The 26,726-nt window shown below is 74.5% G+C and carries 24 protein-coding genes and 1 tRNA gene; 11 read left to right on the plus strand and 14 right to left on the minus strand.

The genetic code is table 11. The features are described 5' to 3' along the window. Positions 1-69: 69 nt before the first annotated feature. Positions 70-1,653 (minus strand): purple acid phosphatase family protein, encoded by a 1,584-nt coding sequence (locus ACFWPI_RS16300; RefSeq protein ID WP_380370381.1) that lies wholly within the window; start codon positions 1,651-1,653, stop codon positions 70-72. Between the two features lie 211 nt (positions 1,654-1,864). Between ACFWPI_RS16300 and ACFWPI_RS16305 the strand changes: the two genes are divergently transcribed. Next, positions 1,865-2,569 (plus strand): response regulator transcription factor, encoded by a 705-nt coding sequence (locus tag ACFWPI_RS16305; protein WP_363371036.1) that lies wholly within the window; start codon positions 1,865-1,867, stop codon positions 2,567-2,569. Between the two features lie 349 nt (positions 2,570-2,918). Here the strand turns inward: ACFWPI_RS16305 and ACFWPI_RS16310 are convergent, their stop codons facing one another. Together ACFWPI_RS16310 and ACFWPI_RS16315 are read right to left on the minus strand one after the other, a co-directional pair. Beyond that, positions 2,919-4,583 carry a peptide-N4-asparagine amidase gene (locus ACFWPI_RS16310; RefSeq protein ID WP_380370378.1) on the minus strand — a complete coding sequence of 555 codons (1,665 nt, stop codon included), beginning with the start codon at positions 4,581-4,583 and terminating at the stop codon, positions 2,919-2,921. 198 nt (positions 4,584-4,781) lie between these two features. Then, positions 4,782-5,684, minus strand: coding sequence for a LysR family transcriptional regulator (locus ACFWPI_RS16315; protein ID WP_380370375.1), 903 nt, complete (start codon positions 5,682-5,684; stop codon positions 4,782-4,784). Positions 5,685-5,820: 136 nt separating this feature from the next. On the opposite strand from ACFWPI_RS16315, the gene ACFWPI_RS16320 reads away from it, so the two are divergent. Both ACFWPI_RS16320 and ACFWPI_RS16325 read left to right on the plus strand, forming a co-directional pair. After that, positions 5,821-6,804 carry a pseudouridine-5'-phosphate glycosidase gene (locus ACFWPI_RS16320; protein ID WP_363371028.1) on the plus strand — a complete coding sequence of 328 codons (984 nt, stop codon included), beginning with the start codon at positions 5,821-5,823 and terminating at the stop codon, positions 6,802-6,804. A 3-nt stretch (positions 6,805-6,807) separates the two neighbouring features. Beyond that, positions 6,808-7,686 (plus strand): carbohydrate kinase family protein, encoded by an 879-nt coding sequence (locus ACFWPI_RS16325; RefSeq protein WP_380370371.1) that lies wholly within the window; start codon positions 6,808-6,810, stop codon positions 7,684-7,686. Between the two features lie 166 nt (positions 7,687-7,852). Here ACFWPI_RS16325 and polX read toward each other — a convergent pair whose 3' ends face one another. Next, positions 7,853-9,622 carry a DNA polymerase/3'-5' exonuclease PolX gene (gene polX / locus ACFWPI_RS16330; protein ID WP_380370368.1) on the minus strand — a complete coding sequence of 590 codons (1,770 nt, stop codon included), beginning with the start codon at positions 9,620-9,622 and terminating at the stop codon, positions 7,853-7,855. A gap of 352 nt (positions 9,623-9,974) precedes the next feature. Here polX and ACFWPI_RS16335 point away from each other — a divergent pair, with 352 nt between their 5' ends. The 3 genes from ACFWPI_RS16335 (at position 9,975) to ACFWPI_RS16345 (ending at position 12,896) form a co-directional block, all read left to right on the plus strand. Further along, a complete protein-coding gene (locus tag ACFWPI_RS16335) occupies positions 9,975-10,679 on the plus strand; it encodes a hypothetical protein (protein WP_380370365.1) in 705 nt (234 codons plus the stop codon). Between the two features lie 103 nt (positions 10,680-10,782). Beyond that, the gene (locus ACFWPI_RS16340) at positions 10,783-11,466 is read left to right on the plus strand and encodes an ArsR/SmtB family transcription factor (RefSeq protein WP_380370362.1); all 684 of its coding nucleotides are present in this window, start codon (positions 10,783-10,785) and stop codon (positions 11,464-11,466) included. Next, entirely contained in the window at positions 11,463-12,896 is a 1,434-nt protein-coding gene (locus ACFWPI_RS16345; protein ID WP_380370360.1) for an MFS transporter, read from the plus strand. The genes ACFWPI_RS16340 and ACFWPI_RS16345 overlap by 4 nt, the downstream gene beginning before the upstream one ends. A gap of 49 nt (positions 12,897-12,945) precedes the next feature. Here ACFWPI_RS16345 and ACFWPI_RS16350 read toward each other — a convergent pair whose 3' ends face one another. Then, positions 12,946-14,187, minus strand: a complete 1,242-nt coding sequence (locus tag ACFWPI_RS16350) for a GNAT family N-acetyltransferase (RefSeq protein WP_380424852.1) — start codon at positions 14,185-14,187, stop codon at positions 12,946-12,948. Between the two features lie 90 nt (positions 14,188-14,277). Continuing rightward, the gene (locus ACFWPI_RS16355; RefSeq protein ID WP_380370354.1) at positions 14,278-15,258 is read right to left on the minus strand and encodes a DMT family transporter; all 981 of its coding nucleotides are present in this window, start codon (positions 15,256-15,258) and stop codon (positions 14,278-14,280) included. A gap of 327 nt (positions 15,259-15,585) precedes the next feature. On the opposite strand from ACFWPI_RS16355, the gene ACFWPI_RS16360 reads away from it, so the two are divergent. After that, positions 15,586-15,849, plus strand: coding sequence for a dsRBD fold-containing protein (locus tag ACFWPI_RS16360; protein ID WP_063350242.1), 264 nt, complete (start codon positions 15,586-15,588; stop codon positions 15,847-15,849). A gap of 58 nt (positions 15,850-15,907) precedes the next feature. On the opposite strand, the gene ACFWPI_RS16365 is transcribed toward ACFWPI_RS16360, so the two are convergent. From ACFWPI_RS16365 to ACFWPI_RS16380, 4 genes are all read right to left on the minus strand, one after another. Next, positions 15,908-16,435 carry a hypothetical protein gene (locus ACFWPI_RS16365; RefSeq protein ID WP_380370351.1) on the minus strand — a complete coding sequence of 176 codons (528 nt, stop codon included), beginning with the start codon at positions 16,433-16,435 and terminating at the stop codon, positions 15,908-15,910. Between the two features lie 183 nt (positions 16,436-16,618). Then, positions 16,619-17,506, minus strand: coding sequence for an alpha/beta fold hydrolase (locus ACFWPI_RS16370; RefSeq protein ID WP_380370348.1), 888 nt, complete (start codon positions 17,504-17,506; stop codon positions 16,619-16,621). Positions 17,507-17,674: 168 nt separating this feature from the next. After that, positions 17,675-18,022 carry a hypothetical protein gene (locus ACFWPI_RS16375; RefSeq protein ID WP_159398553.1) on the minus strand — a complete coding sequence of 116 codons (348 nt, stop codon included), beginning with the start codon at positions 18,020-18,022 and terminating at the stop codon, positions 17,675-17,677. 119 nt (positions 18,023-18,141) lie between these two features. Further along, on the minus strand, positions 18,142-19,065 hold the full coding sequence (locus tag ACFWPI_RS16380) for an AEC family transporter (RefSeq protein WP_380370346.1): 924 nt from the start codon (positions 19,063-19,065) through the stop codon (positions 18,142-18,144). A gap of 108 nt (positions 19,066-19,173) precedes the next feature. On the opposite strand from ACFWPI_RS16380, the gene ACFWPI_RS16385 reads away from it, so the two are divergent. After that, a complete protein-coding gene (locus ACFWPI_RS16385) occupies positions 19,174-19,653 on the plus strand; it encodes an HD domain-containing protein (RefSeq protein ID WP_380370343.1) in 480 nt (159 codons plus the stop codon). A 267-nt stretch (positions 19,654-19,920) separates the two neighbouring features. Here ACFWPI_RS16385 and ACFWPI_RS16390 read toward each other — a convergent pair whose 3' ends face one another. Together ACFWPI_RS16390 and ACFWPI_RS16395 are read right to left on the minus strand one after the other, a co-directional pair. Next, positions 19,921-20,295, minus strand: a complete 375-nt coding sequence (locus ACFWPI_RS16390; RefSeq protein ID WP_244293519.1) for a transglycosylase SLT domain-containing protein — start codon at positions 20,293-20,295, stop codon at positions 19,921-19,923. A gap of 552 nt (positions 20,296-20,847) precedes the next feature. After that, on the minus strand, positions 20,848-22,467 hold the full coding sequence (locus ACFWPI_RS16395; protein ID WP_380370340.1) for a carboxyl transferase domain-containing protein: 1,620 nt from the start codon (positions 22,465-22,467) through the stop codon (positions 20,848-20,850). Positions 22,468-22,758: 291 nt separating this feature from the next. Here ACFWPI_RS16395 and ACFWPI_RS16400 point away from each other — a divergent pair, with 291 nt between their 5' ends. Next, complete coding sequence (locus tag ACFWPI_RS16400; RefSeq protein ID WP_063350250.1) at positions 22,759-23,151, plus strand: ribonuclease; 393 nt, start codon at positions 22,759-22,761, stop codon at positions 23,149-23,151. A 108-nt stretch (positions 23,152-23,259) separates the two neighbouring features. On the opposite strand, the gene ACFWPI_RS16405 is transcribed toward ACFWPI_RS16400, so the two are convergent. Beyond that, a complete protein-coding gene (locus ACFWPI_RS16405; RefSeq protein ID WP_380370338.1) occupies positions 23,260-24,078 on the minus strand; it encodes an MOSC domain-containing protein in 819 nt (272 codons plus the stop codon). A 124-nt stretch (positions 24,079-24,202) separates the two neighbouring features. On the opposite strand from ACFWPI_RS16405, the gene ACFWPI_RS16410 reads away from it, so the two are divergent. Both ACFWPI_RS16410 and ACFWPI_RS16415 read left to right on the plus strand, forming a co-directional pair. Beyond that, the gene (locus ACFWPI_RS16410; protein WP_063350252.1) at positions 24,203-24,874 is read left to right on the plus strand and encodes a TetR/AcrR family transcriptional regulator; all 672 of its coding nucleotides are present in this window, start codon (positions 24,203-24,205) and stop codon (positions 24,872-24,874) included. A gap of 166 nt (positions 24,875-25,040) precedes the next feature. Beyond that, positions 25,041-25,598, plus strand: coding sequence for a universal stress protein (locus ACFWPI_RS16415; RefSeq protein WP_063350253.1), 558 nt, complete (start codon positions 25,041-25,043; stop codon positions 25,596-25,598). Between the two features lie 172 nt (positions 25,599-25,770). Here ACFWPI_RS16415 and ACFWPI_RS16420 read toward each other — a convergent pair. After that, a tRNA-Val gene (locus ACFWPI_RS16420) sits at positions 25,771-25,846 on the minus strand. Positions 25,847-26,726 lie beyond the last annotated feature (880 nt).

A 26,726-nucleotide genomic window follows, 5' to 3' on the forward strand; every position in this document is an offset into this window, starting at 1 on the left:
GGAGGAACGGTACCGCGCCCGTCGGGGTGGCGGCCGGTGAGCGCGCCACCCTGACGGGCGCGACCGGGGTCAGCGTCCCCGGCCGCCGCCGCGGGCGCCGCGCGGGCGGGTGAGCGTGAAGCGGTCGACGGGGACGAGGTCTCCGTACGGGCCGCTGACGGAGTAGTAGGTGACATCGATGGTGGTCCGGCCGCCGCGCTCGCCCGGGTCGACCTCGAAGGCGGCGAAGCCGTACGGGTTGTCGGCGTCGCGGAAGGCCGACCAGGGGGCGTCCTCGATCACGTACTGCGGGGGCCGCTTGCCGGTGGCCGGGTCGACGGCGCCGACGCCGGTGATGACGCGGGCCTTGGCGGGTTCGAAGAAGAGGCCGTTGGAGGGGGCGGAGGTGCCGCCGCCGCCGATCACCATGTGGACGGTGCCCCGGGTGGTGTCGATGGTCCGGGTGTCGGTGGCGACCGGGATGGGGGTGCGGGTGTCGGTCTGCTGCTGGCCGCGGATCGGGTGCGAGCGCTCGTAGTGGTGCTCGTGGCCGCAGACCACCAGGTCGACGCCGTACTTGTCGAACAGCGGCACCCAGGTCTCGCGGATGCCGAGGTCGGCGCCGTTGAACTTGTCGGCGGTGGAGATGACGACCTGGTGCATGCAGACCACGATCCAGTCGATCTCGGGGTTCGCGTTGGCGGCGGCCAACTCCCGTTCCAGCCAGCGCTGTTGGGCGCCCCCGGAGTAGCCGTGGACGTAGGAGTCGCCGGCGTCCTGGTAGGCGACGTCGTCGTTGTTGAGGCTGATGACGCGGACCGCGCCGGCGGTGAACGCGTACCAGAGGCCGTGCAGTTCGTCGTCGGAGCCGGACGGGGGGAGGTCGAAGTAGGCCTGGTAGGCGCCGTAGCCGGTCGGGCCGTTGCCGCGCTCGTTCTCGTGGTTGCCGGCGGCGGGCATCCAGGGGCGGTGGCGGGCGGAGCGGCTGTTGTTCTCGAACCAGTCGGACCAGGTGCGGACCCGGTCGGTGGCGAGGTTGGCGTAGCAGAGGTCCCCGTTGACGAGGTGGAACAGCGGGGCGATCCGCTCGACTCCGGCGGTGGTGTCGCCGGCGGCGGGGCTGCCCAGGTTGTCGTTGGCGTAGCCGTTCGCGGTCTTCTTGCCGAGGGTGGGGGTGCCCTGGTCGCCGAAGCTGGTGAAGGTGAAAGCGGCCCGGCCGCGCGGGGCGGTGCGGACGGTGCCGAGCTCCGGGGTGGCGCCGTCGTGGACGGCGGCGTACACGTAGTCCGTGTCGGGGTGCAGGCCGCTCAGCCGGGCGTGGTGGATCTGGACCTCGGTGCCGGACTTGGCGTCCCGGTAGGTGCTGGTGTCGGCCTGCACGCTGCGGCCCAAGCCGCCGTTCGAAGTGCCGTACCGGACACGGGGGTTGCCGACCGAGGCGGTGGTGTGCCAGGAGACCACGACCTCGCGCGAGGCGTCCGAGCCGAACTGGAGGTGCAGCCCGGCGACGCGCGGGGCGCCGGAGCGGTCCGGCCGCTCCAGCAGCAGCGGGGAGGCGGCGGCGGGCGTGGCCGCGATGCCGGAGAGGGAGACGGCGCCGCCGAGACCGAGACCGGTGGCACCGGCCAGGATCCCGCGGCGGCTGACGGGGGGATGTCCACTGGAAGCGTTCATGGCCGCCAGCCTCGCCGGGCGTTGGTGAACCGCGCCGGGCCCGCGACGTGAACTTCCCTCCCGCCGGGCTCGTGACGTGAACCTCCCGTCCGTCGGGCCCGCGACGTGAACTTCCCGCCCGCCGGGCTCGTGACGTGAACTTCCCACCCACCGGGCCGCATTGGCGGCGGGCGGGGTCGGCGGTCCGGACGGGCGTGGCAGACTGCCTGCCGTGACGAGTACGAACGGTGTGACGAGTGCGAACGGTGAGTGCCCGCGGATCATCCGTACGCTGATCGCGGACGACCAGGAGGGCGTCCGGCGCGGCGTCCGGCGGATCCTGGCGGCGCAGCCGGACATCGAGGTGGTGGGGGAGGCCGCCGACGGGCTGGCCGCGCTGGAACTGGCGGCCGAACTGCGCCCGGACGTCGCGCTGGTGGACATCCGGATGCCGCGGATGGACGGACTGGAGCTGACCCGGCGGTTGGCCGGGCCGGGGGTGGCGGAGCCGGTGCGGGTGGTGGTGCTGACCACCTTCGACCTGGACGAGTACGTGTACCCGGCGCTGCGGCACGGTGCGTCCGGGTTCCTGCTGAAGCGCTCGGGGCCGGCGCTGCTCGTCGAGGCGGTGCGGGCGGCGGCGGACGGGGAGAGCCTGATCAGTCCGTCGGTCACGGTCCGGCTGCTGCGGCAGGTGACGGCGCCGCGCCGTCCGGAGCCCCGCTCGGCGCCGGTGGTGCCGTTGACCGAGCGGGAGGTGGAGATCGCCGGTCACGTGGCGGCGGGCCGGACGAACGCGGACATCGCCGCCGAACTGTTCATCTCGCCGGGCACGGTGAAGACGCACGTCGCGAGCGTCCAGCGCAAGCTCGGGGTGGCGAACCGGGTCGGCATCGCCGTCCACGCCTGGGAGATGGGCTACCCGGTGCCGCAGTGACGGGTCTCGCAGTCACGGGCACCGTAGTGACGGGCGCCGCCGCGAAGGGCCCCTGCCGCGACGGACGCGTCCACGGAGCCGAGGGGGCGCTCCGTGGACGCGGGGAACCTACGAGGCGGGGGTGGCCTCCGGACATCGTGTCCTCCGGCCGGCAGTTCGATCGTCGACCGAGGTAGTACCAGTGGCAGACCCTGATCCGTCTCGATCTGTCACCACTGCCTCCTGCGGTCGAACTCCTTCAGCTGCCTCGCAGGTCCACTTCCCATCATGCGCTTCCCACGCCGTGTGCACCAGGGGTCAACCGCCCGAAATCGGATGGATTTCGCAAGTCGGGAGATTTCGGGCGGTGTTACGGCTTCGGCCAGCCGTCGACGAAGGAGAGCGTGCGGTGGTACGGCCCGTCGGGCCCGGTGCTGCGGTAGTCCTCGGTGCTGGTGCCGGTGCGGACGGTGGAGTCGCCGTCGTGGCGGCGGGCGGTGGGGCGCAGGGTGTGGTCGACGGTGGAGCGTTCGGTGACGTGGCCGCCGGTGGCCGCGGTGCTCTCGCGGTGGTATCCGAGGTCCATGGCGGTCTGCTGGTCGGTGTTGCCGGCGGCGTCGTGGGTGACGCGGTAGGTGACGTCCAGCGGTTCGCCCTCGCGCACGGTGGTGGTGCGGTGCGGGCCGCCGCCCCAGGTGGCGGTGGTGCGGGTGAGGTCGGTGCGGTTGTGCAGGGTCACGTCGTTGCCGCTGTCGCGCAGCTGCTGGGCGGAGCGGAAGGCGAGGTCGTCGCGGACCTCGGTGGTGATCCGGCCGTGCGAGGTCTGGACCCAGCCGCGGGCGAGGTCGTGCCGGCCGGCGGTGACGGTCCAGTCGCCGCTGCCGCCGCCGTGGTCGGTGAGCCGGGTGTCGACGGCGGCCTCGGGGGCGACCCGGTGGTCGGTGAGCTGCCCGGTGGTGCGGGCGGCGCCGTGGTCGACGTCGGCGAAGAGGTTGATCTGGCCGGTCCAGGTGTCGTTGTTCTGCGCCTCGCTGGCGTTCACCGCGATGCCGACGGTGTGCGGGCGGCCGTCGAGCAGCAGTCCGACGTAGGGGGTGAGGTCGAGCCGGTAGGCGGGCAGGTCGAAGGCGAAGACGCCGGGGACGGGCCGCCAGAGCAGTGGGTCCCACCCGCCGGTGTAGATGACGGGGTAGGGCCAGACCGCGCCGGCCGTCCGCCCGTCGACGGTGAGCCGCAGTTCGCGGAACGGGCCCTTGCCGCAGGAGCCGAGGCCGGGGTTGGCGCTGACGAAGGCGTCGGGCGCGGAGGCGTAGGCGAACTCCTCGCAGGCGCCGCCGCCCCGGGTGTAGACCTCGGCGGTGAGGCGTTCGAGGTTCTGCGGGAAGGTGAGCTCGCGGGTGGCGGCGGGGGCGGCCTGGGTGAGCGCGAACGGCCCGGTGGTGAGCAGGCGGTCGGCGGTGTGGGCGGCGGGCCGGCGGTCGTTCGCGGTGTAGAAGGTGACACTGGCGCTGATGGTGAAGACGCCGGTGTAGGTGGCGTCGGTGACGTTGGCGAGGTCGAGGGAGAACGGCTGCGGTCCGGCGGCGAACAGCGGGGCGTAGCGGGTGAGATCGCGCTCCAGCTTCCATTCGATGCCGTCCTTGGACGGCTCGGGGGTGGAGGAGAGCAGCACCTGGACGCCGCCGACGCGGGCGCTGAAGATGCGGTCGAACTGCCGCCCGGCGACCTGCCCGTGGAGGTCCAGGACCACCGCCGACCAGGGACCGGCACAGTCGGCGGGCGGGGTGAGGGTGGTGGTGTACGGGGTGTCGGGCGGGTTGCCGTACCCGTTGCGGAACTGCTGGTCGTGCATCACCTCGACGGTGCAGGAGCGGGTGTCGGGGCGGGTGAGCGGCCGGGTGGCGGTGACCGGGTCGTGGTAGTCGGTGCCGAAGTCGGCGTGGGCGGGGGTGGCGGCGGTGAGGGTGCCGGCGAGGGTCAGGGCGGCGGCGCCGAGGAGGCGGGCGGCGCGGCGAAGCAGCGGGCGGACGGCCAAGGCTGGTCCCCAGGGGTCGGGCGGCCGGCGGGCGCTGCCGCGGGCCGGGTGGGCGGTCCGGGCATCCTTTCGGCGGTGGCATGCCAGCGTCAAGGATTCGCCGGGGAGGGGGACGCTTCGGGTGCCTGGCGTGACCCGTCACGAGTGGCCGGGTCCTGTCCGGCCGATCCGGGCCCGGCAAGATCGGCAGGGCAGGGCCTAGTCGACCTCCAGGGCCGCCGCCTCCTGCCGGATCAGGTCGCGCAGGGTGGCGAGCCGGGGCCGGCGGTCGTCCAGCCGCCACTGCATCTCCAGCGGCAGGGTGGCCCGGCCGTCCAGCCGGACGGTGGCCACGTCCTCGGTGAGGTGGCCGGTCATCGAGCCGGGCACCAGCGAGAACGCGCGGTTGCGGGCGAGCAGGTAGAGCCGGGAGCCGACGATCCGCGGCGGGCTGACCAGCACCGGCGGGTCGACGCCGTGGTCCGCGCACAGGCCGAGCACGTGGTCGTAGTAGCGCGGGTGCTGCTCGCGCGGCCACAGCAGCAGCGGCAGGTCGCGCAGTTCGCCGAGGCGTACGCTCGTCCGACCGGCCAGCGGGTGGTCCCGGCCGAGGGCGACCCGTACCGGCTCGTCGGCGATCCGCTCCAGCCGGTAGCCGGTCACCTCGTCGAGGAAGCGGCCGAGGCCGATGTCGGCGAGTTCGGCGGCCAGTGCGGTGGAGACCTGGCCGGTGTCGACGGCGACCTCGGCGGTGGTGAGCGCGGGCAGCTCCTGTTCGGCGCGGCTGACCACGGCGGGCAGCAGCCGGTTCACCACGCTGGGGGAGGCCACGATCCGGGCCGTCCCCAGCCGGGACTCCTCGTGCAGCCGCACCCGGGCCAGCAGCGTCTGGGCCTGCCCGAGCAGCCGGGCGCTCTCGGCGGCCATCACCTCGCCGGCCTCGGTCAGCGCCACCGAGCGGCGGCTGCGGTCGAAGAGCTCGACACCGACGGTCCGCTCCAGTCGGGCGACCTCCTGGCTGACCGTCGGCTGGGAGATGTGCAGCCGTTCGGCGGCCCGTCCGAAGTGCAGTGTCTCGGCGACGGTGAGGAAGACCTCAAGTTGACGCAAGGTGAAGCCCATGGCTCAAGCCTAAGTCAACTCATAGGCCAGAGCCTATGGAAAGCCCCAGGACTCATTCTGGATTCCGATGCGAACCGTCCATACGCTGAGCGACACGTTGCCCCACCGCAGTGGCATCTCACAGAGAGATCCGACCATGACCGGACTGCCCCCCAGCACCCCCGAAGCCGCCGGCTCCGCGCCGGCCACCCGTTCCGCGCGGGCCATCCACGTCTCCGAGGAGGTCGCGCAGGCCGTGGCCGACGGCCGGCCCGTGGTCGCGCTGGAGTCGACCATCTTCACCCACGGCCTGCCGCGCCCCCGCAACCTGGCCGTCGCGCTGGAGGCCGAGCGGCAGCTGCGCGAGGCGGGCGTCGTCCCGGCGACCATCGGCGTGCACGCGGGCGTGCCCACGGTCGGTCTGAGCACCGAGCAGATCACCGAACTGTCCGCGACGGACGGCCTGGACAAGGTGAGCCTGCGCGACCTGCCGGTGGTCGCCGCGCTCGGCCGCCACGGCGGCACCACCGTCGCCGCCACCGCCTTCCTCGCCCACCGGGCGGGCATCCGGGTGTTCTCCACCGGCGGCCTCGGCGGCGTCCACTTCGGCGCCTCCGAGAGCTTCGACGAGTCGGCCGACATGACCACCCTGGCCGCCACGCCGGTCACCGTGATCAGCGCGGGCGTGAAGTCGATCCTCGACATCCGGGCCACCCTGGAGCGCTTCGAGACCTTCAACATCCCGGTCATCGGCTACCGCACCCGCAAGTACCCCGGCTTCTACGTCACCGACTCCGGCCACGAGATCAACTTCAGCGTCGAGTCGCCCGAGGAGGCCGCGCGGCTCATCGAGGCCCGCGACCGCCTCGCCCTGCCGCAGGCCGTCCTGATCGCCAACCCGGTGGACCCCGCCAAGCAGCTGCCGCCGGAGGAGCTCGACGGCATCCTGGCCCGCGCCTGGGCCGAGGCCGAGCGCCAGGGCGTCACCGGCAACGCCTCCACGCCGTTCCTGCTCGACCACATCCAGCGCGACACCCAGGGCCGCAGCCTGGAGGTCAACGTCGAGGTCTACCGGGGCAACGTCCGGCTCGGCGGCCAGATCGCGACCGCGCTGGCGGCCGCCGCCCGCAGCGGGGCCTGACCCGTGCTGGGGGTGCTCGGCGACCTCGTCGAGGACATCGTCGTCTGGGTCGACGGCCCGCTGCGGCACGGCACCGACTCCAGCGCCCAGGTCTTCCGGCGGCGCGGCGGCAGCGCGGCGAACGTCGCGAGCTTCGTTGCCGGTCAGTACCCGGCCCGGTTCATCGGCTGCGTCGGCGCCGACCCGGTCGGGGACGGCATCGTCGCCGAACTGACCGGGCACGGCGTGGACGTGCGGGTCGCCCGGCGCGGCCAGACCGGCAGCATCGTGGTCCTGATCGACCAGGCCGGCGAACGGACCATGCTGCCCGACCGCGGCGCGGCCAAGCTGCTGGACCGGGTGCCGGACGAGTGGCTGGCCGGCCTGACCCACCTGCACGTGCCCGCCTACTCCTTCGACGGCGACCCGGTCGGCCGCTCCGCGGTGGACGCGCTGGTGCGGGTCCGGCGGGTGGGCGGCACCACCTCGGTGGACGCCTCCTCGACCGGCATGCTGGAGCAGTACGGGCGGGAGCGCTTCCTCGCCCTGCTGGCCGAGTTGGCGCCGACCTTCGTGTTCGCCAACCGGTCCGAGGCGGAGTACCTGGGCCTGCTGGTGGGCGGGCTGCCGGGGCCGGAGCGGGCCCGGCTGGCGGCCACCACCGTGGTCACCAAGGCCGGCGCCCAGGCGACCACCGTCGACGTGCCCGGGGACGCGCCGTTCACGGTGCCCGTGCCGCCGGTGAGCGAGGTGCGCGACCTCACCGGCGCTGGGGACGCCTTCGCGGCGGGATTCCTGGCCGGCTTCCTGGAGACCGGCGACCTGCACCTGGCCGCCGGCCTCGGGCACCGCAGCGCGGCCCGGGTGCTGGCCACGCCGGGGGCCTCGTTCGCGGAGCGGTGACCTCGTTCGCGGAGCGGTGACCTCAGGGGCGGCGTCGGGCGGTGTCGGGGCGGCGTTGAGGCTGCGTCGGGGCTGCGTCGGGGTGGGCTCGGGGCGGCGTCGAGCTGACCGTGCGGTGGGCGGCCCCGTGCGTGGGGGCCGCCCGCCGGGGTGCCCGGCGGCTCGCTCAGCGCAGTGCGTCCTTGCGGAGGAAACGTTTCAGCCGCTGCCAGGGCCAGGTGTTGATCACGTCCTCGGCGGTGAGCCAGCCGCGCTGCGCCGTACCGATGCCGAAGCGCGGGTAGGCGAGCTGCCCGGTGGCGTGGGCGTCGCTGTCGATCGCGAAGCGGACGCCGTGCCGCTTCGCCCGCAGGACGTCCTCGTCGCGCAGGTCGAGCCGCTGCGGGGAACTGTCGATCTCGATCGCGGTGCCGGTGCGCGCGGCGGCCGCGAACACCGCGTCCAGGTCGACGTCGATCGGGCCGCGGCGGCCGATCCTCCGGGTGGTGAGGTGGCCGATGACGTGCACGTGCGGATTCTCGCAGGCGCGGATCAGCCGGCGGGTCTGGGCGGCCCGGTCGGCGGTGAAGTGCGAGTGCACGGAGGCCACGCAGACGTCGAAGCCGGCCAGGAACCCGGGCGGCCAGTCCACCCCGCCGTCCGGGCCGATGTTCAGCTCGGTGCCGTGCAGGAGGCGCAGCTTCCGGTGGCGGTCGGCGAGTCGGCGCAGCCGCTCGCGCTGGGCGAGCATCTTCTCGTCCGTCATCCGCTGCATCACCAGGTCCGGGGCGTGGTCGGTGACGGCGTAGTAGGAGTAGCCGCGGGCGGCCGCGGTGTCGATCATCTCTTCCAGGGTGGCCAGGCCGTCGGTCAGGTCGGTGTGCGTGTGCAGGTCGCCGCGCAGGTCCGACTCCTGGACCAGATCAGGGAGTTCACCGCGCAGGGCGGCCTCGATCTCGCCCCGGTCCTCGCGCAGCGGCGGCGCGATCCACGGCAGGCCGAGCGCCGCGTACACCTCGTCCTCGGTCGCGGACGCCACCTTGGCGCCGTCCTCTTTCTCGCCGTCCTCTCCTTCGCGGCCCTCTCCTTCGGCGGTGGTCCGGAACAGGCCGTACTCCGAGAGCTTCAGCCCGGCCCGGACGGCCATCGTGCGCAGCCTGATGTTGTGCGCCTTCGATCCGGTGAAGTAGACGAGCGCCGCGCCCCAGTCCTCCTCCGGGACGACCCGCAGGTCCACCTGCACGCCCCCGGTGGTGCGCACCGAGGTCTTGGTCGGACCGCTCGCGATCACCTCGGCCACGTACGGGAGTCCGGTGAGCGCGGCCATCAGCGGGGCGGAGTCGGCGGCGGTCGCCAGCACGTCGACGTCGCCGACCGTCTCGCGCATCCGGCGCAGCGACCCCGCGTACGCGCAGCGGGTGCAGCCGGGCACGGCGGACAGTGCGGCGACGAGCTGCTCGGCCAGTTCGGTGGCCGCGTCGAGCAGCGTGCGGCCGCCGGAGCGCCGCAGCAACTCGATGCCGTGCAGGATCTTCTCGCCGCTGCGCTCGCCGAAGCCCGCCACGCCGGACAGCCGGTCGGAGCGGACCGCCTCGGCCAGGTCGTCGACGGAGGAGATGCCCAGGTCGCGGTGGAGGGCGAGGGCGCGCTTGGGGCCGACGCCGGGCACGGCCGTCATCTCCCGGACCCCGGACGGGACTTCGGCGCGCAGGGCCTCCAGGGCGGCGATCCGCCCGGTGGCGAGGTACTCGGCGACCTTCTCGGCGGTGGACTTCCCCACGCCGGGGATCTGCTGCAGGCCCTTGACGTCCAGGCCGGCGACGTCCTCGGAGTGGCCGCCCACCGCGCGGGCGGCCTTCTCGTAGGCCCGCGCCCGGAAGGCGTCCCCGCCGGTGATGTTGATCAGGTCGGCGTACTCCTGGAGCAGCTCCCGCACCTGGTCGTTGAGCCGGGGCATGGGGCCAGTCTAGGGCGGGTCCTCGGGCTCCGGCCTGGGCGGCGGCCCTCCGGGCGGGCGAAGGGAGTTCGTGAGGCCCGGCCAGGGGTCGGCGGCGCCGCGTCGCGGGCCCGGGGCGGCGCTGCATCGCGGGCCCAGGGCGGGCCGGGCCGGGCCGGTGGCCGGGCCTGCCCCGCCGGTCGGCGGGTGTGGCATCGGCCGACCGGCGGGGGTGGTGCCCGGTTCGCGTCCCGGAGCCGGATTGTCACCCGAACGAGTGAGGTGCAGGCTGACAGCAGGGCCTGGGAAGCGGCCCGCGCCGGTCGGCCGCGGCACTGATGACGGCCGCCGGCGATGCACGAGGGGCAGGGCGATGGCAAGCGGGAAGCTCTGGGGCTATGTCGCATCGGGGGCCAGGGCGCTCGGCGCCCTCGGCGGGCCGGGTGGCCCCGGCCGTACGGGAGGGCCCGGCGGCGCGGTGGCGGGCGAGGAGGCCGGACCGTTCAGACCGGGCGAGATGGCCGGGCCCCGGGCGCTGTCCCGGCCGGAACTTGAGCGCGTCGAGTGGACCGACCGGCAGGCCGGCTGCGAGCCGCAGGCGCGGCACGTCCAGGTGACCGAAGTGGTCCGCAGGGTGGTGCGCGGCGGCGGCCGGGCGGCGGCGGTGACGGCCCGGCTGGCGCCGGGGCTGCCGGTGGTGGTCGGGGACGCCCGGCGGCTGGAGGCCGCGCTCGCCGGCCTGGTCGACCACGCGATCCGGCGCAACCCGCCCGGCGGGCGGGTGCTGGTCCGCGCCGAGGTGGCGGGCGGGCCGGGCCCGGCCGCGACGGCCCTTCGGGCGGCCGGGTTGAGCGGGGCGGCGCGACCGCGCGGGCGGGTGGAGATCCGGGTGGCCGACCGGGGGTCGTCCGAGCTGCCCGGGGCGCGGGAGTGGCTGCTCGCGGGCGCCCGCGCCGACGGGCCGGTCGGGCCCGCCGTGCACAGCCTGGTGCTGGCGGCGGGCGGGCGACTGGCGGTGGAGGCCACGCCGGGCGGCGGATTGACGGTGGTGCTGCTGCTGGTGGTCGCGCACGACTGACGGACGGCCGGCGGGCAGCTCTTCGGGGCTCCACCCTTCACCGCAAAGACTTCTTCGCAAAAAACCCTTTGCAAAGATGTCTTTGCGGTTCTACGCTCCTGCCATGACCGATGAACGCGGCTGGATGCACAGCGATGACCCGCACATCGTCCTCACGGCCAAGGGCATGCGGGCGATGGCCCACCCCGTGCGCATGCAGCTGGTCGGGCTGCTGCGCAAGCACGGTCCCTCCACGGCGACCAGGCTCGCCGAGCAGCTGGGGCTCAACTCCGGGGCGACCAGCTACCACCTCCGCCAGCTCGCCGCCGCGGGCTTCGTCGAGGAGGATCCCGAGCGCGGAAACGCCCGCGAGCGGTGGTGGCGTTCGGCCCACAAGTTCACCGTCTGGACGAGTGACGACATGGCCGACGAGGAGCTCGACACGGCCGTCGGCTTCCTGCGGTCCGTCCTCACCGCCCACGCCCTGGCGGCACAGCGGTCGGTCGACGCCTTCGAGACGATGCCTCGGGAGTGGCGCAAGGCGGTCGGCCTCAGCGACGTGCTGTTGCAGCTCACCCCCGAGGAGGCCGGGCAACTGGCCGCTGATCTGTCCGCGGTGGTGCGGCGTTACCGCGCGCTGGATACGGAGGGGCCGGCCCCGGAGGGCACCGAGCGGGTCGCCGTGGTCGTCCACGTGCTGCCCGACGCGAGCGTCGGCACCGGCGCTGGTACCGATGCCGACACCGATACCGATACCGACAGCGATGCCAGCACCGACACCGGCACCGGTGAGGCGGGGTCCCGATGACCACCGTCGTCGACGAGCCCGCGCGCAGCCTCCGGCCGCTGGTCGGGGTGCTCTCCGCCATGGCCGTCTCCATCACCGGGACGCGTGTCTCGGCCATCGCCCTGCCCTGGTTCGTCCTGGCCACCACCGGCAGCGCCACCATGACGGGCCTGGTCGCCTTCGCCGAGATGGCGCCGTACGTGCTGGTCAAGGCGCTGACCGGGCCACTGGTCGATCGGCTCGGGCCGCGGGTGGTGTCCTGGACGACGGACTTGGTGAGCGCCGTCGCGGCCGGGCTGGTCCCGTTGCTGCACGCCCTGGGGCTGCTGCCGTTCGGGGTGCTGCTGGCGATGGTCGCGGTGATCGGGGCGATGCGCGGCCCGGGGGATCTGGCCAAGTCGGTCATGGTCCCGGAGGCCGCCGACCGCGCCCGGGTGCCGATGGAGCGCGCCACCGGTCTCTCCGGCGTCACCGAACGGCTGGCTTCCACGGTCGGCCCGGCGGTCGGTGGCGGGCTGGTCGCTCTGATGGGCCCGCTGGCCGGGCTGGCGCTCAACGCCGCCACCTTCGCCCTGGGGTCCCTCGTCATCGCCTTCGCCCTGCCGCGCGGGATGGGGCGCGCGGCGGCCCCGGCACCCGCTGCCGCGCAGGCCGCAGAAGCCGAGGCCGGGATCGGGACCGGAGCCGGGGCCGGGGCCGGAACTGGGGCCGAATCGGCGGGTTACTGGCGGATGTTCCGCGAGGGCTTCACCTTCCTGCGCTCCGATCCGCTGCTGCTCACCGTGACGGTGCTGGTCGGCATCACCAACCTGCTCGACGCGGGGTTCCTCACGGTCCTCCTCCCGGTCTGGGCGCGGGAGTCGGGGAACGGCCCGGCCGCCATCGGCCTGACCGGCACCGCCGGGGGGATCACGGCGGTCGTCGGCAGTCTGATCGCGGCGGCCGTCGCCCACCGGCTGCCCCGCCGGACGGTGTTCTTCGCCGGCTTCCTGCTCGTCGGGGCCCCGCGCTTCCTGGTGCTCGCGTGCGGCGCGCCGCTGTGGGTGGTGCTCACGGTCTTCGCGGTCGGCGGCTTCGGCGGCGGTTTCCTCAACCCGATCCTCGGCGCGGTGCTCTTCGAGCGGGTGCCCCGCCACCTGCTCGGCCGCGTCCACGCCCTCGGCGACTCCCTCGCCTGGGCCGGTATCCCGCTCGGCGGCCTGCTGGCCGGCGCAGCGGTCAGCCTCGTCGGGCTGATACCCACCCTGGTCGCGGGCGGCGCCCTCTACTTCGCCTCCACCAACCTGGCCGGGTTGCGGCCGGAGTGGCGCGAGATGGACCGCCGGCGCGGCCGGACGGGCACCGTCGACGGGGCGAAGCCCGAGCCCGAGTCTGAGCCGGGGACAGAGCCCGAGCCCGGGACAGAGCCCGAGCCCGAGCTTGCGCCCGCGTCGATCCCGGCACGCCCGTAGGCCTGTTGTGCAGGGGCGGCGAGGCGAGCGTGCGGTCGGAACCAGCCGGTCAGAACCAGTGCAGGCAGTGCGGGGCGCGCTCGGCGCTGAAGAGGGCGTCGGCGAGGGCGGCCGCGCCCGGGCGGTGGGCCCGGATGTGCCCGGCCCGCACGAGCGTGCTCGGGGTGGTGCCGCCGAGGTAGACCGAGCCCAGGTCGCTCACGTCCAGGGACAGGTCGGGCTCCCGGTCCGTCGGGACGCACTCGGCCTTCCCGTCCCGGACGGTCAGCAGATAGCGGCCGTGCTCGCCGAGGAACGGGTCGTCGACGTCGAGGACGAGCTCGCCGTCCACGAACCAGCCGCGCGAGGTCAGCGCACGCGGGACGTCCAGCAGCCGCACCCAGAGCCAGTCGGTGCTGCTGCTCCTCTCGCCGGCGTTGAAGTCCACAAGCTGCCAGCGCAGCGGGTGGTCGGACGGAACGTGCTTGAACACGACCTGGGAGACCAGGTCGTGTTCAAGCACGAACCGGGCCAGGGCCGTGGCGACGGCGTCGTCGGTGGCGATGGTCTCGTCGACCGTCAAGGTGCCGTCGGCGAGCGAGTAGCAGGCGTAGCCGTCCGGGACACCGCCGGCATCCCGGTGGACGGCGACGTAGCGCGACGCCGAGGAGACCGGGGGCCGCCCCGCGCCCAAGGCCCACCAGCGGTGCGGCCGGGACAGCGCGCCGGGCTGCGTGCGGCGGTACCGGTCGTAGACCGCTTCCAGGATCTCGCCGCACTCGGCACGCCGCAGCAGCTCGATCGAGCCGGTGTCCGGGCCGGCCGCCAGGGTGCCGGCCGGGGTGTCGGCTGTTCCGCGTGCCCGGGGGAGGGCGAAGGCGGCCCGGTGGCGCGGCACCGTCAGCCGCTGCGTGTAGGTCGCCGGTCCGTAGCCGAACCTGCGGTAGATCACGGCCTCGGAGGCCAGCAGTACGGAGAGGAACTCCCCGCGGGCCCGAAACCCGGCGAGCTGGCGCCGCATCATCGCGGTGAGCACGCCCTGGCGCCGGTGCGAGGGCAGGACGCCGACGCCGGTCACCCCGCTGGTGGGGACGATGGCCTCACCGGGCAGGGTGAGCTCGAAGGTGTACGCGCCGGCGGTGCCGACGGGCCGCCCGTCCGCCGTCACGGCGAGCAGGTTGCGGTCCATCTCGGTCGCCGACCACCAGAGCCCGCCGCCGTCGGTCGGGGTTTCCGGGAAGAGCCCGAACGCGGCATGGAGCGTGTCGACGTAGACGTCGAGGTCCTGATCGGTTGTCGGACGGATCTCCATTGCTGCCGCTTCCTCCCCTGGATGACGACGGCACCACGGCTCGTGTGCCTCGCCACAGTGCAGCGTTGACCCGTGGCCCGGTCAAGCGAATTACGCTCCGGCCCCGGAGCTGTGCCCCGGGTCGTTCGGGTTCTCGGCCGGACTGTTTCCCGGACGGCTCCTGGGGCCTTCCGCGGGCCGCTCGTCCTCCGGTGGCGCCCCGACGCCCTCCAGGGTTTCGCGGACGCTGCCCGGCATCGCCGGGTGGCGGCCGATCACGATCACCCCGACCACGATGGCCAGCAGTCCGGCGGACTGCCAGGCCAGCGCACCCGGCGTCACCCGCAGCCGGTCGCCGAGGAAGCCGACCGCGCAGGCGATCCCGGACAGCGGCTGGGCGGCGGTCAGCGCCGGCAGGGACATCCGCAGCGGCGCGGCCTCGAAGGCGCTCTGCACCAGCAGCAGCCCGACCACGCCCGCCGCCACCACCGCGTACGGCTGCCAGCTGCGCAGCACCGCGTCCAGTCCGCTGTGGTCGAGGCGCTGGGTGGTGGTGCGGGTCAGCGCGTCCTGGAGGCCGTAGAGCAGGCCGGCGGCGAGGGCCAGCAGGGTGGCCTCCTCGAACAGCGGCAGCCGCCGGGCCAGCGAGACCAGCAGCAGGGTCAGCCCGACCACCGTGCCGACCACCAGCCAGTGCCGCAGTTCCCCGGCGGGCGCACCGCCGCCGGTGGGCCGGCCGGCCACGATGAACGCCGTCACCCCGAGGCCGAGCAGCAGCACCCCGGCCCAGCCCGAGCGGCCGAGGGTCTGGCGGGTCAGCACCCGGGAGAGCGCCATGGCGAACAGCAGGTTGGTCGCGAGCAGCGGTTCGACGAGCGAGACTTCGCCCTGGTTGAGGGCGAGCGCGGACAGGATCAGTCCGCACACCATGAACCCGGTGCCGAGCAGCCACTCGGGCATCCGCATCAGGTCCAGGAGCAGCCGCCAGTGCAGCAGGTCGGCACGGGGCGCCCGCTGCGCCGCGTGCTGCTGGAGGACGAAGCCGAGGCCCAGGCAGCAGGCGGCGCCGAGGGCGAGGAGGAAGACCGCCACGGAGGGACCACCCGGTTGTCACTGCCCGCGCCGCGCCGGCGGGTCCGGGTTCGGTCGGCGGTCGCGGCGCGCTTTCGTCAGCGTACCGCCGGGTCGGCGGCGGGGCCCGGTCGGCGGCGAGGAGCAGGCGGGGAGCAGGCAGGGAGCAGGCAGGGCCGGGAGCTCCGGGGCGGGGGAGCTGGTTCCGGGGGCCGGGCCCGCAGCCCCGGGCCGGGCCCGCTTGCCGCCATGGGCCGGACGGGCGCACGCTGGTGTGAGCGGCCGCCACGGCTCACCGTCCGTGCCGGTCCGGACAGGCGCGAAGGGGCCGCTGCCAGGAGGTGTGGCATGCACAACCAGTGGGACGTGGAGCTGAGCTTCGAGGAAGACGGAGTGCACACGGCGTGCGAGGCCAGGCTGACCGGTGCGCGGGCGCCGGGCCTGCGCGCCCACGGGGAGTCGATGAAGAGCACGGACGACCGCCCGCTCGCCAGGATCGGTGAGGAGGTCGCGGCCTCCCGCGCCCTGGAGGAGCTGTCCCGCAAGCTGCGGGCGCAGGCCACCGGGGAGATCGACGACGAAGGACACCGCCCGGGGTACCTGATCTACTGATCCCCGTCCCCGTCGCCGCCGCCGCGCTTGCGCGGGGCGGCTCGGGGCCGCGCGGGCGTCAGGACCAGGGGTTGGCCGGCTGGTCGTTGATCGCCGTCCAGAACCGGGTGCCCGCCGGGAGGGTGCCGGCCGCCCAGAGCGACCAGCCCTGCCCGTCGTGGAACTCGGCCATTCGCCAGCCGGCGCCGAAGGAGTCCTCGCAGAGCCCGTCGGCGTCGTCCCGGCTGGTCAGGTCGGACCCGGCCGTCGGGGCCGTCGCGGCGACCTCCCCGCCCGCCCAGCTGTGGAAGCCGGCGGTGGGGATCCCGGTGGGGGCCGGGCGGCCGTCCTGGTGGAGGCAGAGCACCGGCAGTTCGGTGTCGGCGGAGGTGTCCCCGAGGTAGGGGTTGCTGGCGCCGTCGGTGCCGACGTGCACCACACCGGCGCGCTGTTCCAGGGCGGTCCAGGTCAGCCCCGGGTGTTCGCCCGCCGAGGCGGCGACGGCCGGCCCGTCGCGGTCCACGGCGAACGCGCTGCCCGGGGTGGCGGCCAGCGCGGTGAGCGCGAGCACCGCTGCGGGGGCGAGGCGTCGGACGAACGTGGGCATGGCTGCTCCAGGGAGTGGTGGGCCGACGTGGCGACGCCAGTCTGCCAGCGCCAAGTCGAGTGCGGTACAAGGGATTTGGCGACACTGGTGAGTTCGGGCCAATCCGTCGCCGGCGGCTTGCGCGCAGCGGCCGGGCCAGTTCGGCGCGGGCGTGGCGTCCGTGCCGTCCGAACGGCCCCGCCGTCAGCCGCGGGAGGCGGCGAGGAATCCGGTCAGTCGGGCGTTGACCTCCGCCGCGCCCGCCATGGGCAGGTGGTGGTGCGAGAGGCCCGGCAGGACGGCGACCGTCGCCTCGGGCAGGGCGCGGCGGGCGGCCTCGGCGATCCGGGGGGCGTGGTGGGTGCGGCTGTGTTCGGCGAACAGGGCGAGGGTCGGGGTGGTGAGGGAGCGCAGCCGGTCGAGGCCGGGGCGGGGGCCGGTGATGACGCGGGTGGCGGGGAAGTCGGCGTATCCGAGGGCGTAGACCTCGCGCCAGCCGGGGTCCGGGTGGGGGCCGTCGCCGGCTTCCCAGTCGAGGTAGGAGCGGGCCCGGGCGGCGGTGCGGCGGGGGAGGAAGAGCGGCAGGGCGTGCAGCAGGTAGTCGGGGCGGAAGCCGGCGAAGCACTGGGTGGGATCGAGGAGGGCGAGCCGGCCGACCCGGGCGGGCGCGTGCAGGGCGTACTCCAGGGCGATCCAGCCGCCGTAGGAGTGGCCGCAGAAGTCGGCCCGGGGGAGGTCGAGTTGGTCGAGGACAGTGTCCAGCCAGCCGAGCAGCCCGGGGACGCCCGCGAGTGGGGCGCCGTCGTGGACGCTGCGGCCCGGGTCGCCGATGAGGTCGGGGGCGAGGACGCGGTGCCCGGCGGCCGTCCAGGCGGCGACGTTGGCGAACCACATGGTGGAGGTGGCGCCGCCGCCGTGCAGCAGGACGAGGGGGCGGCCGTCGGGAGGGCCGCAGGCGTTGATCCGGGTGGTGCCGTGGGCTGTTCGGACGGTGAGGTGCTCGACCGGGACGGGCCAGCGGGCCAGCAGCGCGTCGTAGGCGGTGAGGAAGGCGGCGGTGCGGGTGGGGGAGGGCGTGGTGCGGGCGGACATGATGGGCCTCCGCGGGGGTGTAAGGAGGCACCCGACCGGTCTGCGGGCGCTGATCCGTCTGTTGGGCGCCTCCCGGGCCGGCCGGGTGGTGCCCCCGGGCCGGCTCGGGAAGGCGTTGCGGTTGGACTCGGCGGGCATCACCGGTCTGGTGGAGTGACCGGCGGGGCGTCAGAACCAGGTCTCGCCGTAGTGCGGCCCGGGGTGGTCCTCGCGCAGCAGGCAGATGTTGGGGTCGCGCGGCGGCTCCGGCCCCTCGTGCGGGCCGACGGCCGGGCAGCGCGGCCCGACCTCGACCAGGTACTCGGGCCAGGACGCCCAGTGCAGGTCGAAGCCGACGCCCTGGACCAGCGCGGAATGGGTGCCGCCGTGCCCGCCGGCGAGGTCGCAGCGCAGGCGCGGATCGATCAGGAAGGCACCGCGCGGAACGGTGTTGTAGTGGTCCACGTCCGTCTGCGGCAGCGTGACGACGGACGGACAGTGGTGGAACTCTGCGGAACGAAGGTCCGGTTGGCTCATGGCCGCCAGCATTCCACCGGGAGCCCGGCGAGGGCCCCGGTTCCCCGCTTTTGTACGGCTCGCGGGTGACAACTGTCGTGCCGTGTACGGGTGGCCGTCACCTCTCCGGAAGGCTCCGGCTACGCGGCGAGGGACCAGCTGATCACCGACAGGGTCGCCATCGACGCCAGGGTCGACCAGAGCACCGAGTCCCGGGCGAGCCCGGTGCCCTGCCCGTACTCGCGGGCGTAGACGTAGACGTTCTGCGCGGTGGGCAGGGCGGAGAAGAGCACCACGGTGAGGAGTTGGTGCGCAGGGAGGTGGAGCAGCGGGCCGGCCACCGCGAAGGCGACCAGCGGCTGTATCAGGGTCTTGACCGCGACGGTCAGCCCGACCTCGGCGTGGCGCGAACGGCCGGTGGCCGGCGGGCGGTTGTGCAGCGACATGCCGAGGGCGACCAGGGCGGTCGGCACGCCGGCGCCGCCGAGCACTTCGCAGGAACGGTTCAGCTCGGCGGGCAGGTGCAGCCCGCCGGCGGAGGCGGCGGCGCCGAGCGCGGTGGCCAACAGGATGGGGTTGCGCAGCGGCAGGGTGAGCAGGGCCCGGCGGCCGGCCGCGCCGCCGTCGAGGACGGCCAGCACCGCGGGCGTGACGACCAGGATCTGGAACAGCACCACCGGTGCGACGAAGGAGGCGTCGCCGAGGAGCTGCATCGCCACCGGGATGCCGAGGTTGGCCGAGTTGACGTACCCGCAGGCCATCGCGCCGATCGCCAACTCGCCGGTCTTGCGCCGGAACAGCAGGCGCCCGGCGAGCAGCCCGAGGCCGATCGAGACGACGGTGCCGGCGGTGAAGGCGAGCATCGAGGGGTTGGCGAAGTGGTCCAGCGGGGTGCGGACGATCATCAGGAACAGCGAGGCCGGCATCGCCACGTGGAAGACGAACCGGTTGAGCACCGGCTCCGCGTGCGGCCCGAGCAGCCCGGTCCGGCCGACCAGGTAGCCGATCCCGGTCAGCGCCCAGATCGGGGCGAATCCGGACAGCAGGGGGTGCAGGGATGGCATGGTTCCTCGGATCGCTCGGACGGTCTGCCGGGTGGGCCGGGGGTCTCCCGCCCCGGGGCAGTAAACCAGTGAGCGTGAACGGGCAGACCACGGGCCTACGATGAGCCGATGGAGCCCGAGAACGCGCCGATGGAACCCGAGTACCTGAGCCTGGCCGAGGTGGAGGCGATCGCCCGCCGCGCGCACGAGGGGCAGGTCGACAAGAACGGCCACCCGTACGGCGAGCACATCGCGGCGGTCGCGCACGGGACGGCCGCGCGCGGTGGCAGCGACGCCCAGATCGCGGCGGGCTGGCTGCACGACACCGTCGAGGACGACCGGCTGAGCCGGGAGTGGCTGGCGGGGGCCGCACTGCCCGGGGCCACCAAGACGATCGTGGACGCGCTCACCCGCCGCCCCGACGAGCCGGTCGAGGCGTACACCGCGCGGGTCCTGGCCACGCCGGGCGCGCTGCTGGTCAAGCGGGCCGACCTCGCCCACAACTCGGACCCGGCCCGGCTGGCCGCGCTGGACGCCGCCACCGCCGAGCGGTTGGCCGCCAAGTACGCGCGGATGCGGGAACTGCTCGGGCTCACCGGCGAGCTCTGAGCGGCGGGTGGCCCGGGCTGGGCGAACCAGGAGAAGGCGGGGCGAACGGCGGGGGCGGGCTGGGCGAGCCGGGGAGCGGGCTGGGCGAACGGCGGGAGGCGCCGCGCGACCTGCGAGAGGTGTGCGCGAACCACGAGAGGGCCCGGGCCACGCGGATCGCGCGGGCCCGGGCCCTCTGGGGTCACCCCGGTGATCCCTGTCCGACCCCCGGGGTGAGGGGGGAGTGGTCAGGATGCGGGTGGAGTCCGGTGAGCCGAGGTGGTCGGCTTAGTACCAGTGGTTGGCCTGCCAGAAGTTCCAGGCGGCGTTCGGGCTGCCGTAGCGGGTGTTCATGTAGTCCAGCGCCCACTTGATCTGGGTGGTCGCGTTGGTCTTCCAGTCGGAGCCGTGCGTCGCCATCTTGGAGCCCGGCAGCGCCTGGGCCAGGCCGTACGCGCCCGAGCTGGCGTTGGTCGCGGTCACGTTCCAGCTGGACTCGTGGGCGATGATCTGGCTGAAGGAGGCCAGCTGGTTCGCCGGGACGATCTGGGCGGCCACGGCCTGCGGGGACAGGGTGGCGGCGTTCGCGGTGGCGGGCAGCACACCCGCGCCCAGGGCGGTCAGACCGGCGGCGCCGGCGAGAATCGCGGCGGAAGTGCGCATACGGAGCTTGAAAGTGGGCATGAAGAACAGGACCTCAATCAGGTTGGGCCGGGTCACGCCCCGCCTTGGACCACGGCCGGACAGGGGCCGAAACGGTCGTGGGGCGTGACCTGGCAGTAAGTCGCTACCGGCGGGACAGGTGCCGGTGCGGCTGACGACTGAGCCATTGTTGGCATGCCGGATCGGGCGCCGCCAAGACCCCCTTGTTACGACCCCCGGTCGTACGGGGGGCGGCCGCCGTGGTTTCGAAGGGTCGGCTGCGCGGGGCGCGCCGACCGGTCGTGACCTGTGCGAACACCCCGTCGGCAGGCTGTGGCGCGGGTGCCCGGAAGCTGCCACTATCGCCCGTCGTGGACCGCATTCCGGTGTGAGCGCACTCACCGTTTGGGCCGCTGCGGCCGTCACCCGCCGGTCTGCGGCCGGCACGTTGGGTACAGACGATCTCGGCCCCGTTGAGACCGGCGCCACACCCGCTGGGACCTGGGGGGAGACCGTCGGGCCCCGGCGGAGATCGACGGCCCCCACCGGGGGTTCAGCGGCGGTCGCCGACGTTCAGCGGAGATCGCCGAGGCGGCGGTGACGCAGGGCCCGCGCCGCGAGGCGGTCCGGCTCCGGCAGCGCCGCCAGCCCGCCGAGCGCGGCACCGACCGCCCGTCCGAGCCGTGCGCAGAACGCCTCCGGCTCGTCCGCCGCGTCCGGCCGCTCCTCGACCACCTCGTCCACCAGCCCGACCTCCGCCAGGTGGCCCGCGCCGATGCCCTGGGAGCGGGCCAGCTCGGCGGCGTGCCCGCCGTCCCGGTGGACGATCGCGGACGCGCCCTCCGGCGGCAGTGGCGCCAGCCAGGCGTGCCCGGCGGCGAGCACCCGGTCGGCCGGGAGCAGCGCCAGCGCGCCGCCGCCCGAGCCCTGGCCGAGCAGCACCGCCAGGACGGGCGTGCGCAGCGCCAGCAGGGTGGTCAGGCAGTGCGCGATCTCGACCGCGATCCCGTCCAGCTCGGCCTGCGCGGACAGTTCGGCCCCGGCCGTGTCCACGACCGTGACCAGTGGCAGCCCCAGCTGCTCCGCGACCCGCGCGGTGCGCCGGACGGCCCGCAGGTCGGCGGCGGTGAACGGGCGCTCGTGCTCCGGGGTCTGCCGCTGCTGGCCGACCACCAGCACCGGCCGACCCCCGAGGACGGCGAGGGCGCGGACCAGCGCGCCGTCCCGCCCGCCGGGGGCGTCCAGCAGCACCAGTTCCTCGGCGGTGTGGCGCAGCAGCTCGCGGGTGCCCGGGCGGTCGGGGCGACGGGTGCGGCGCACGGAATCCCAGGCGTCGGGGTGTTCGGCGGTCTCGTCGGCGGTCTTGTCGGGGCCGGGGTCGGGGCCGGGGGCGCCGGTGCCGCCGGCGTCCGCGCTGCCCGGGGCGGGCGCGGTGGTGGCGAGGACGGCGAGCGTGCGGCGGACCAGCTCGCGCAGCTCCTGCGGCGGCACGACGGCGTCCACCAGACCGCGCCCGGCGAGCGTCTCCGCCCGCTGCACGTCCGGGGGCAGTTCCACGCCGCGCAGCTCCTCGTACACGCGCGGGCCGAGGAAGCCGAGCCGGGCGCCCGGCTCGGCGAACACCAGCTGGCCGAGTGTGCCCCAGGAGGCGAAGACCCCGCCCATGGTCGGGTTCCGTAGATAGGTGAGATAGGGGAGGCCGGCCGCGCGGTGCGCCTGGACGGCGGCGGTGATCCGCAGCATGCACAGGAAGGCCGCCGACCCCTCCTGCATGCGCGTCCCGCCGGAGACGGGCAGGGCGAGCAGCGGCAGCCGCTCGGCGGTGGCGCGCTCGACGGCGCGGGTGATCCGCTCGGCGGTGGCGACGCCGATCGAGCCGCCGAGGAAGCCGAACTCGGAGGCGACCAGCGCCACCGGTCGCCCGCCGACCAGGCCGGCGCCGGTGAGGACGGCCTCGTCGAGACCGGTGCGTGCGCGGGCCCGGTCGAGCGAGGCGCGGTAGCCGGGGTCGGCGGGCGGGCCTGCGGGCGGCTCGGTCGGCGGCTCGTCCCAGCCCTGGAAGGCGCCCGGGTCGACCAGCAGTCCGATCAGCTGCCGCGCGGTCAGCGGCGCGCCCGTTCCCGTGCCCGTTCCCGCACTCGGGCTCGGGTGCGCTCCCGTGTCCGTGCCCGTGCCCGTTGTCCCCGTGTTCATGCCCACCCCGTCAGCGGTCGTTCCGGCCCGACATGATCCGTCACTCTATGCGGCGCGACTGGAGCGGGGAGCGAACGTGAGGAAGCTGTGAGGAGGCCGACAGCGGTCAGGTCGCTAGTTCGACGGCGGTCGACCCATGGGGTGTCCGGGCGGTTCGTGGACGGCGCCGGCGGGGCTCGGGCCGGGGTCGGGATACGGCTCAAGTCGCTGGTCAGGCAGGTGAGTTACCCGTCGGTTAATAGTTTGTCGCAGGGCTTCCGGAGTTGTCGGTGGCTGGTCACACTGGTGGACATGACCCGCACTCTACGCGCGTGGAAGACCCGCGCTGCCGCCGTCACCGCCGTCGCCCTGATGACCCTCGCGCCCGTCGCCGTCGCCACCGAGGCGCACGCCGACGTGAGCGGCACGGTGTGTCTGTCCACCCTCCCGCCCGAGGCGACCGACACCCTCAACCTGATCGCCACCGACGGGCCGTTCCCGTACTCCCAGGACGGCGTCGTGTTCCAGAACAGGGAGCACGTCCTGCCCGGCCAGTCCTACGGCTACTACCACGAGTACACCGTCATCACGCCCGGTGCCCCGACCCGCGGCACCCGCCGGATCATCACCGGCCAGGCGACCCAGGAGGACTACTACACCGGTGACCACTACGTCACGTTCTCGCTGATCGACCAGGGCTGCTGACACGCGCCCCACGCCCCTCCCGGCCCCGGCGCACGTCTCCGCCGGGGCCGCCGGGCCCGCAGGAATGCCAGGGGCGACCCCCGCCCCGGCGGCCCGCCGCGACCGGCCTCAGAGCTCGGACGGCCCCCAGGCGTCCACCACCAGCTCGTCCCCGACCCGCAGCGTGCCGGGCCGCAGCACCGCGAACTTGCTGCCGAACGCGACCCCGCCGCCCGCCGCCCGGCGGTAGCCGGCCAGCGTCCGCAGCGGCTCCGGACCGGCCTTGGCGCCCGTCGACTGGTCGACCAGCGTCACCGAGCAGCGGATCGCGAGCTTGGCGTAGGCCAACTCGGCGCCGCCCACGGTGATCCGGCGGGTCAGGTCCTCGGTGTGCGGTTCGTCCCAGCCGTCCACCACCACGTTCGGGCGGAACCGGTCCACCGACATGGGGAGTCCGCCGCTCAGCGCGTTGAAGCGCTCCAGCGACGCACGGGACAGCAGGTGCACCGCGCAGCTGTCGGCGTAGCCGGACGTGCCCGGTACCAGCCCGTCGGACACCCGGTCGTGCTCCGGCGGCACCCGGACCAGCCGGCTGCGGACACCCAGCACCCCGGACAGCCAGTCGGCCACCTCCTCGCCCTGGTCGATCCCGAAGAACGGGGCGCCGAACAGCTGGACCGCCCGGCGCGGGCCCTCGGTGTCCACGGTGACGGTCACCGGCTCCACGCCCGGGGCGTCAAGGGTCAGCCGGCGGCCGTCCTCCCCGACCGTCGGGCGGACCGTGGCCAGGAGGCGGTCCCGGCGCTGGGAACGGAACACCCCGTCCTCGTCCACCACCATGAACGCCCGGTCGTGGGCCAGCCCCGCCGGAGTCAGCTCCGCGCGCGCCACCTCGACCCCGGCACACCCCTTCACCGGGTAGTACCGCAACTCCACCACTTCGGCCATGGCCGCCCCCTCGACTCACCGCGGCCCCTCGCGGGCCGCCGCGGACCCCGTGCGGAATCAACGCCTCCGTAGGGTAGTTGACCGCCCCCCGACCGCCCGCCCCCGGGATTGCTAGGGTCGGGACATGGCACCGAGCAGCGCGAACCCCCCGGGACGGCTCCGGCGCGACGCCCAGCGCAACCGCGATCTGCTGCTCGCCGCCGCCCGCGGCATGTTCTCCCGGCACGGCCTCGACGTCCCGCTGGACCAGATCGCCAAGGAGGCCGGCGTCGGCAACGCCACCCTCTACCGCCACTTCCCGACCCGTGAGGCGCTGATCGGCGAGGTGTTCGCCGACGCCGCCGTCGGCCTGGCCGGGGCCGGTGAGGAAGCCCTCGCCGCCGCGGACGCCTGGACCGCCCTCGAACGCTACTTCGAGCGCATCTTCGAACTCGTCGCCGCGGACCGGGGCATCAACGACCTCGTCACCCAGGCCATCCCCACCATCCCCGGCATGATCGAGATCAGCCGCCGGAACGCCGCCACCGTCGGCGCCCTCATCGCCCGCGCCCAGGACCAGGGCACCATGCGGCGCGACGTGGTCGCCATGGACCTGCTCTTCCTGCTCGGCCCGCTCTGCCGCGCCCTGCCCGCCACCACCGACCTGCGCCCCGACCTCTGGCGCCGCTACCTCGCCCTGCTCCTCGACGGTTTCCGCGCCCAGGCCATCCACCCGCTGCCCGTCCCCCCGATCGGCGAGGAACACCTCGACCGGATGTTCGCCGACCTCTGGGAAGCCGAACCACCCGGGGCGTAGGCGAGCTGCTCCACGCCGTAGCGGCCCCGGAGCATCAGGGACACGTACGGAACGCCCGCGCGCGCGTCAGAGGCGTGTCAACGGGCGCCGGAGGTGCGGTGCCGGCCCGCTTTGCTGGAGGACGACAGCACGGCACGGCGGTACGGACCGAGAGGCGGGGCGAACCATGGCGGACAGCGAGATATCCGGCGCGGACGAGGCAGCGGAGCGGGCCGACCGCGCGGGCCGGATCGTCGTCGGCGTCAGCGGCTCGCTCGGCAGCCTCGCCGCCCTCCACCACGCCGTCGCCGAAGCCCACCGCACGGACGCCGAGGTCCTCGCCCTCCTCTGCTGGACCTCACCCGGCGAAGAGATCGGCTACCGCCGCACACCCTGCCCGGCCGCCATCACCGCAGGCCGCGACGCCGCCGTCGCCCGGCTCCGGCAAGCCCTCGACGAGGCCTTCGCCGGCCGCTACGCCGGAGTCCGGCTGCGCTGCCAGGCCGTCCGCGGCGACACCGGACACACTCTGGTCCGCTTCGCCGACCACCCCGACGACCTGCTCGTCCTCGGCGCCGGCAGCAGCCGCGGCTGCCTCTCCCGCGCGCTGCGCCCCTCCGTAGCCGCCTACTGCGTCCGGCACGCGAGCTGCCCCGTCCTGGCCGTCCCCCGGCCGCCGCTGCAGCGCGACCTGGAGGCCATGGAACGCGGCCACGGCCTGCGCTCCCTCGTCGGGGGGCGGTAGGCCGCGCCCGCCCGTGGCGCCGCCCGCCTACGACAGCCCGGCCACCTACGACAGCCCGGCCGCCTCGGCGAGGACGGCGGCGGTCCGGCGGCCGGCGAGCAGCACGGCTTCGGCGGTGGTGGGGAGGCAGCGGTCGGCCTCGGCGTCGTACACGGTCATGACGACGCCCGCGTGGTCGGTGGCGGGTTCGAGAACCCGTACCGCCGACATCTGCTTTGTCAGAGCAGCGCTCAGTTGCCGGGTGTGCTCGATGTCCAGCACCCCGTCCTCCGTGCCGTGGACCAGCCAGAGCGGGACGGGAGAGGGCTGCTCGGCCAGCAGGTCGAGGGGGGCGTCCCCGGTGGTGATCGCCGGGCGGGCGTAGCTGGAGGCGATGCCGACGGCGGCGATGGGACGCTGCTCGGCGGGGGTGTCCGGGTGAGTGGCCACGGCTATGGCCTCCCGGCCGCCCAGTGACCAGCCGGCCAGGACCAGGCGGTCCGGGTCCCCGCCGTACGCGGCGGCGGTGCGGCGGGCGTGGGCGAGCGAGGCGAGCAGTTCGGCGCGGCCGCCGTCCGGCAGGTCGGAGCGCCAGTCCGGGACGAGCACCAGCAGGCCGAGCCCGGCGGCCTCCCGGGCGAGCGGCCGCAGCACGTCGCGCTCGTCAGGGCCCCGGCCGTGCCACAGCAGTACGACGGGCGCGGGCCCGACGGTGCCGGCGGGCGGGCGGTGCACGTCCATCAGCCGCCCGTCGGCGTACGGGATGGCCTCGGGTTGAGCGCTCGTCATGCGGGGTTCGCCTCCGGTTCGGTGCCTGATCACGGAGCTGGTACTGTACTTCTCGTCGCGAGGGAGATGATTCCTCGTCAGGCGTCAGTGGTGCTACCAGAGCGCGTCCTACTTTCAGTAGGAAGAGTCCGTGCGATCCGGGCCTGGCGCTCCAATTGTCGGATGAGGTCCGGTGCCTTTCAAAGGGTGCCGGGCCTTGTTTGCTTTTGGGGTGGGGGTTGGCGGGGGTTCGGTGTGTGGGTGTGGGGCTGGTATTGTTCTGGGTGTCGCGAGGGAGATGATTCCTCGTCAGGCGTCAGTGGTGCTACCAGAGCGCGTCCTACTTTCAGTAGGAAGAGTCCGTGCGATCCGGGCCTGGCG

Origin of the sequence: Kitasatospora sp. NPDC058492, from assembly GCF_042720685.1 — a bacterium.
Taxonomy (GTDB): Bacteria; Actinomycetota; Actinomycetes; order Streptomycetales; family Streptomycetaceae; genus Kitasatospora.

Excerpts from the sequence above, each read along its gene's own strand:
- ACFWPI_RS16300 (WP_380370381.1), bottom strand. The coding sequence starts at position 1,653 with ATGAACGCTTCCAGTGGACATCCCCCCGTCAGCCGCCGCGGGATCCTG.
- ACFWPI_RS16315 (WP_380370375.1), bottom strand. The coding sequence starts at position 5,684 with ATGGGCTTCACCTTGCGTCAACTTGAGGTCTTCCTCACCGTCGCCGAG.
- ACFWPI_RS16320 (WP_363371028.1), top strand. The coding sequence starts at position 5,821 with ATGACCGGACTGCCCCCCAGCACCCCCGAAGCCGCCGGCTCCGCGCCG.
- polX (WP_380370368.1), bottom strand. The coding sequence starts at position 9,622 with ATGCCCCGGCTCAACGACCAGGTGCGGGAGCTGCTCCAGGAGTACGCC.
- ACFWPI_RS16335 (WP_380370365.1), top strand. The coding sequence starts at position 9,975 with ATGGCAAGCGGGAAGCTCTGGGGCTATGTCGCATCGGGGGCCAGGGCG.
- ACFWPI_RS16340 (WP_380370362.1), top strand. The coding sequence starts at position 10,783 with ATGACCGATGAACGCGGCTGGATGCACAGCGATGACCCGCACATCGTC.
- ACFWPI_RS16345 (WP_380370360.1), top strand. The coding sequence starts at position 11,463 with ATGACCACCGTCGTCGACGAGCCCGCGCGCAGCCTCCGGCCGCTGGTC.
- ACFWPI_RS16350 (WP_380424852.1), bottom strand. The coding sequence starts at position 14,187 with ATGGAGATCCGTCCGACAACCGATCAGGACCTCGACGTCTACGTCGAC.
- ACFWPI_RS16360 (WP_063350242.1), top strand. The coding sequence starts at position 15,586 with ATGCACAACCAGTGGGACGTGGAGCTGAGCTTCGAGGAAGACGGAGTG.
- ACFWPI_RS16365 (WP_380370351.1), bottom strand. The coding sequence starts at position 16,435 with ATGCCCACGTTCGTCCGACGCCTCGCCCCCGCAGCGGTGCTCGCGCTC.
- ACFWPI_RS16370 (WP_380370348.1), bottom strand. The coding sequence starts at position 17,506 with ATGTCCGCCCGCACCACGCCCTCCCCCACCCGCACCGCCGCCTTCCTC.
- ACFWPI_RS16375 (WP_159398553.1), bottom strand. The coding sequence starts at position 18,022 with ATGAGCCAACCGGACCTTCGTTCCGCAGAGTTCCACCACTGTCCGTCC.
- ACFWPI_RS16380 (WP_380370346.1), bottom strand. The coding sequence starts at position 19,065 with ATGCCATCCCTGCACCCCCTGCTGTCCGGATTCGCCCCGATCTGGGCG.
- ACFWPI_RS16385 (WP_380370343.1), top strand. The coding sequence starts at position 19,174 with ATGGAGCCCGAGAACGCGCCGATGGAACCCGAGTACCTGAGCCTGGCC.
- ACFWPI_RS16390 (WP_244293519.1), bottom strand. The coding sequence starts at position 20,295 with ATGCGCACTTCCGCCGCGATTCTCGCCGGCGCCGCCGGTCTGACCGCC.
- ACFWPI_RS16395 (WP_380370340.1), bottom strand. The coding sequence starts at position 22,467 with ATGAACACGGGGACAACGGGCACGGGCACGGACACGGGAGCGCACCCG.
- ACFWPI_RS16400 (WP_063350250.1), top strand. The coding sequence starts at position 22,759 with ATGACCCGCACTCTACGCGCGTGGAAGACCCGCGCTGCCGCCGTCACC.
- ACFWPI_RS16405 (WP_380370338.1), bottom strand. The coding sequence starts at position 24,078 with ATGGCCGAAGTGGTGGAGTTGCGGTACTACCCGGTGAAGGGGTGTGCC.
- ACFWPI_RS16410 (WP_063350252.1), top strand. The coding sequence starts at position 24,203 with ATGGCACCGAGCAGCGCGAACCCCCCGGGACGGCTCCGGCGCGACGCC.
- ACFWPI_RS16415 (WP_063350253.1), top strand. The coding sequence starts at position 25,041 with ATGGCGGACAGCGAGATATCCGGCGCGGACGAGGCAGCGGAGCGGGCC.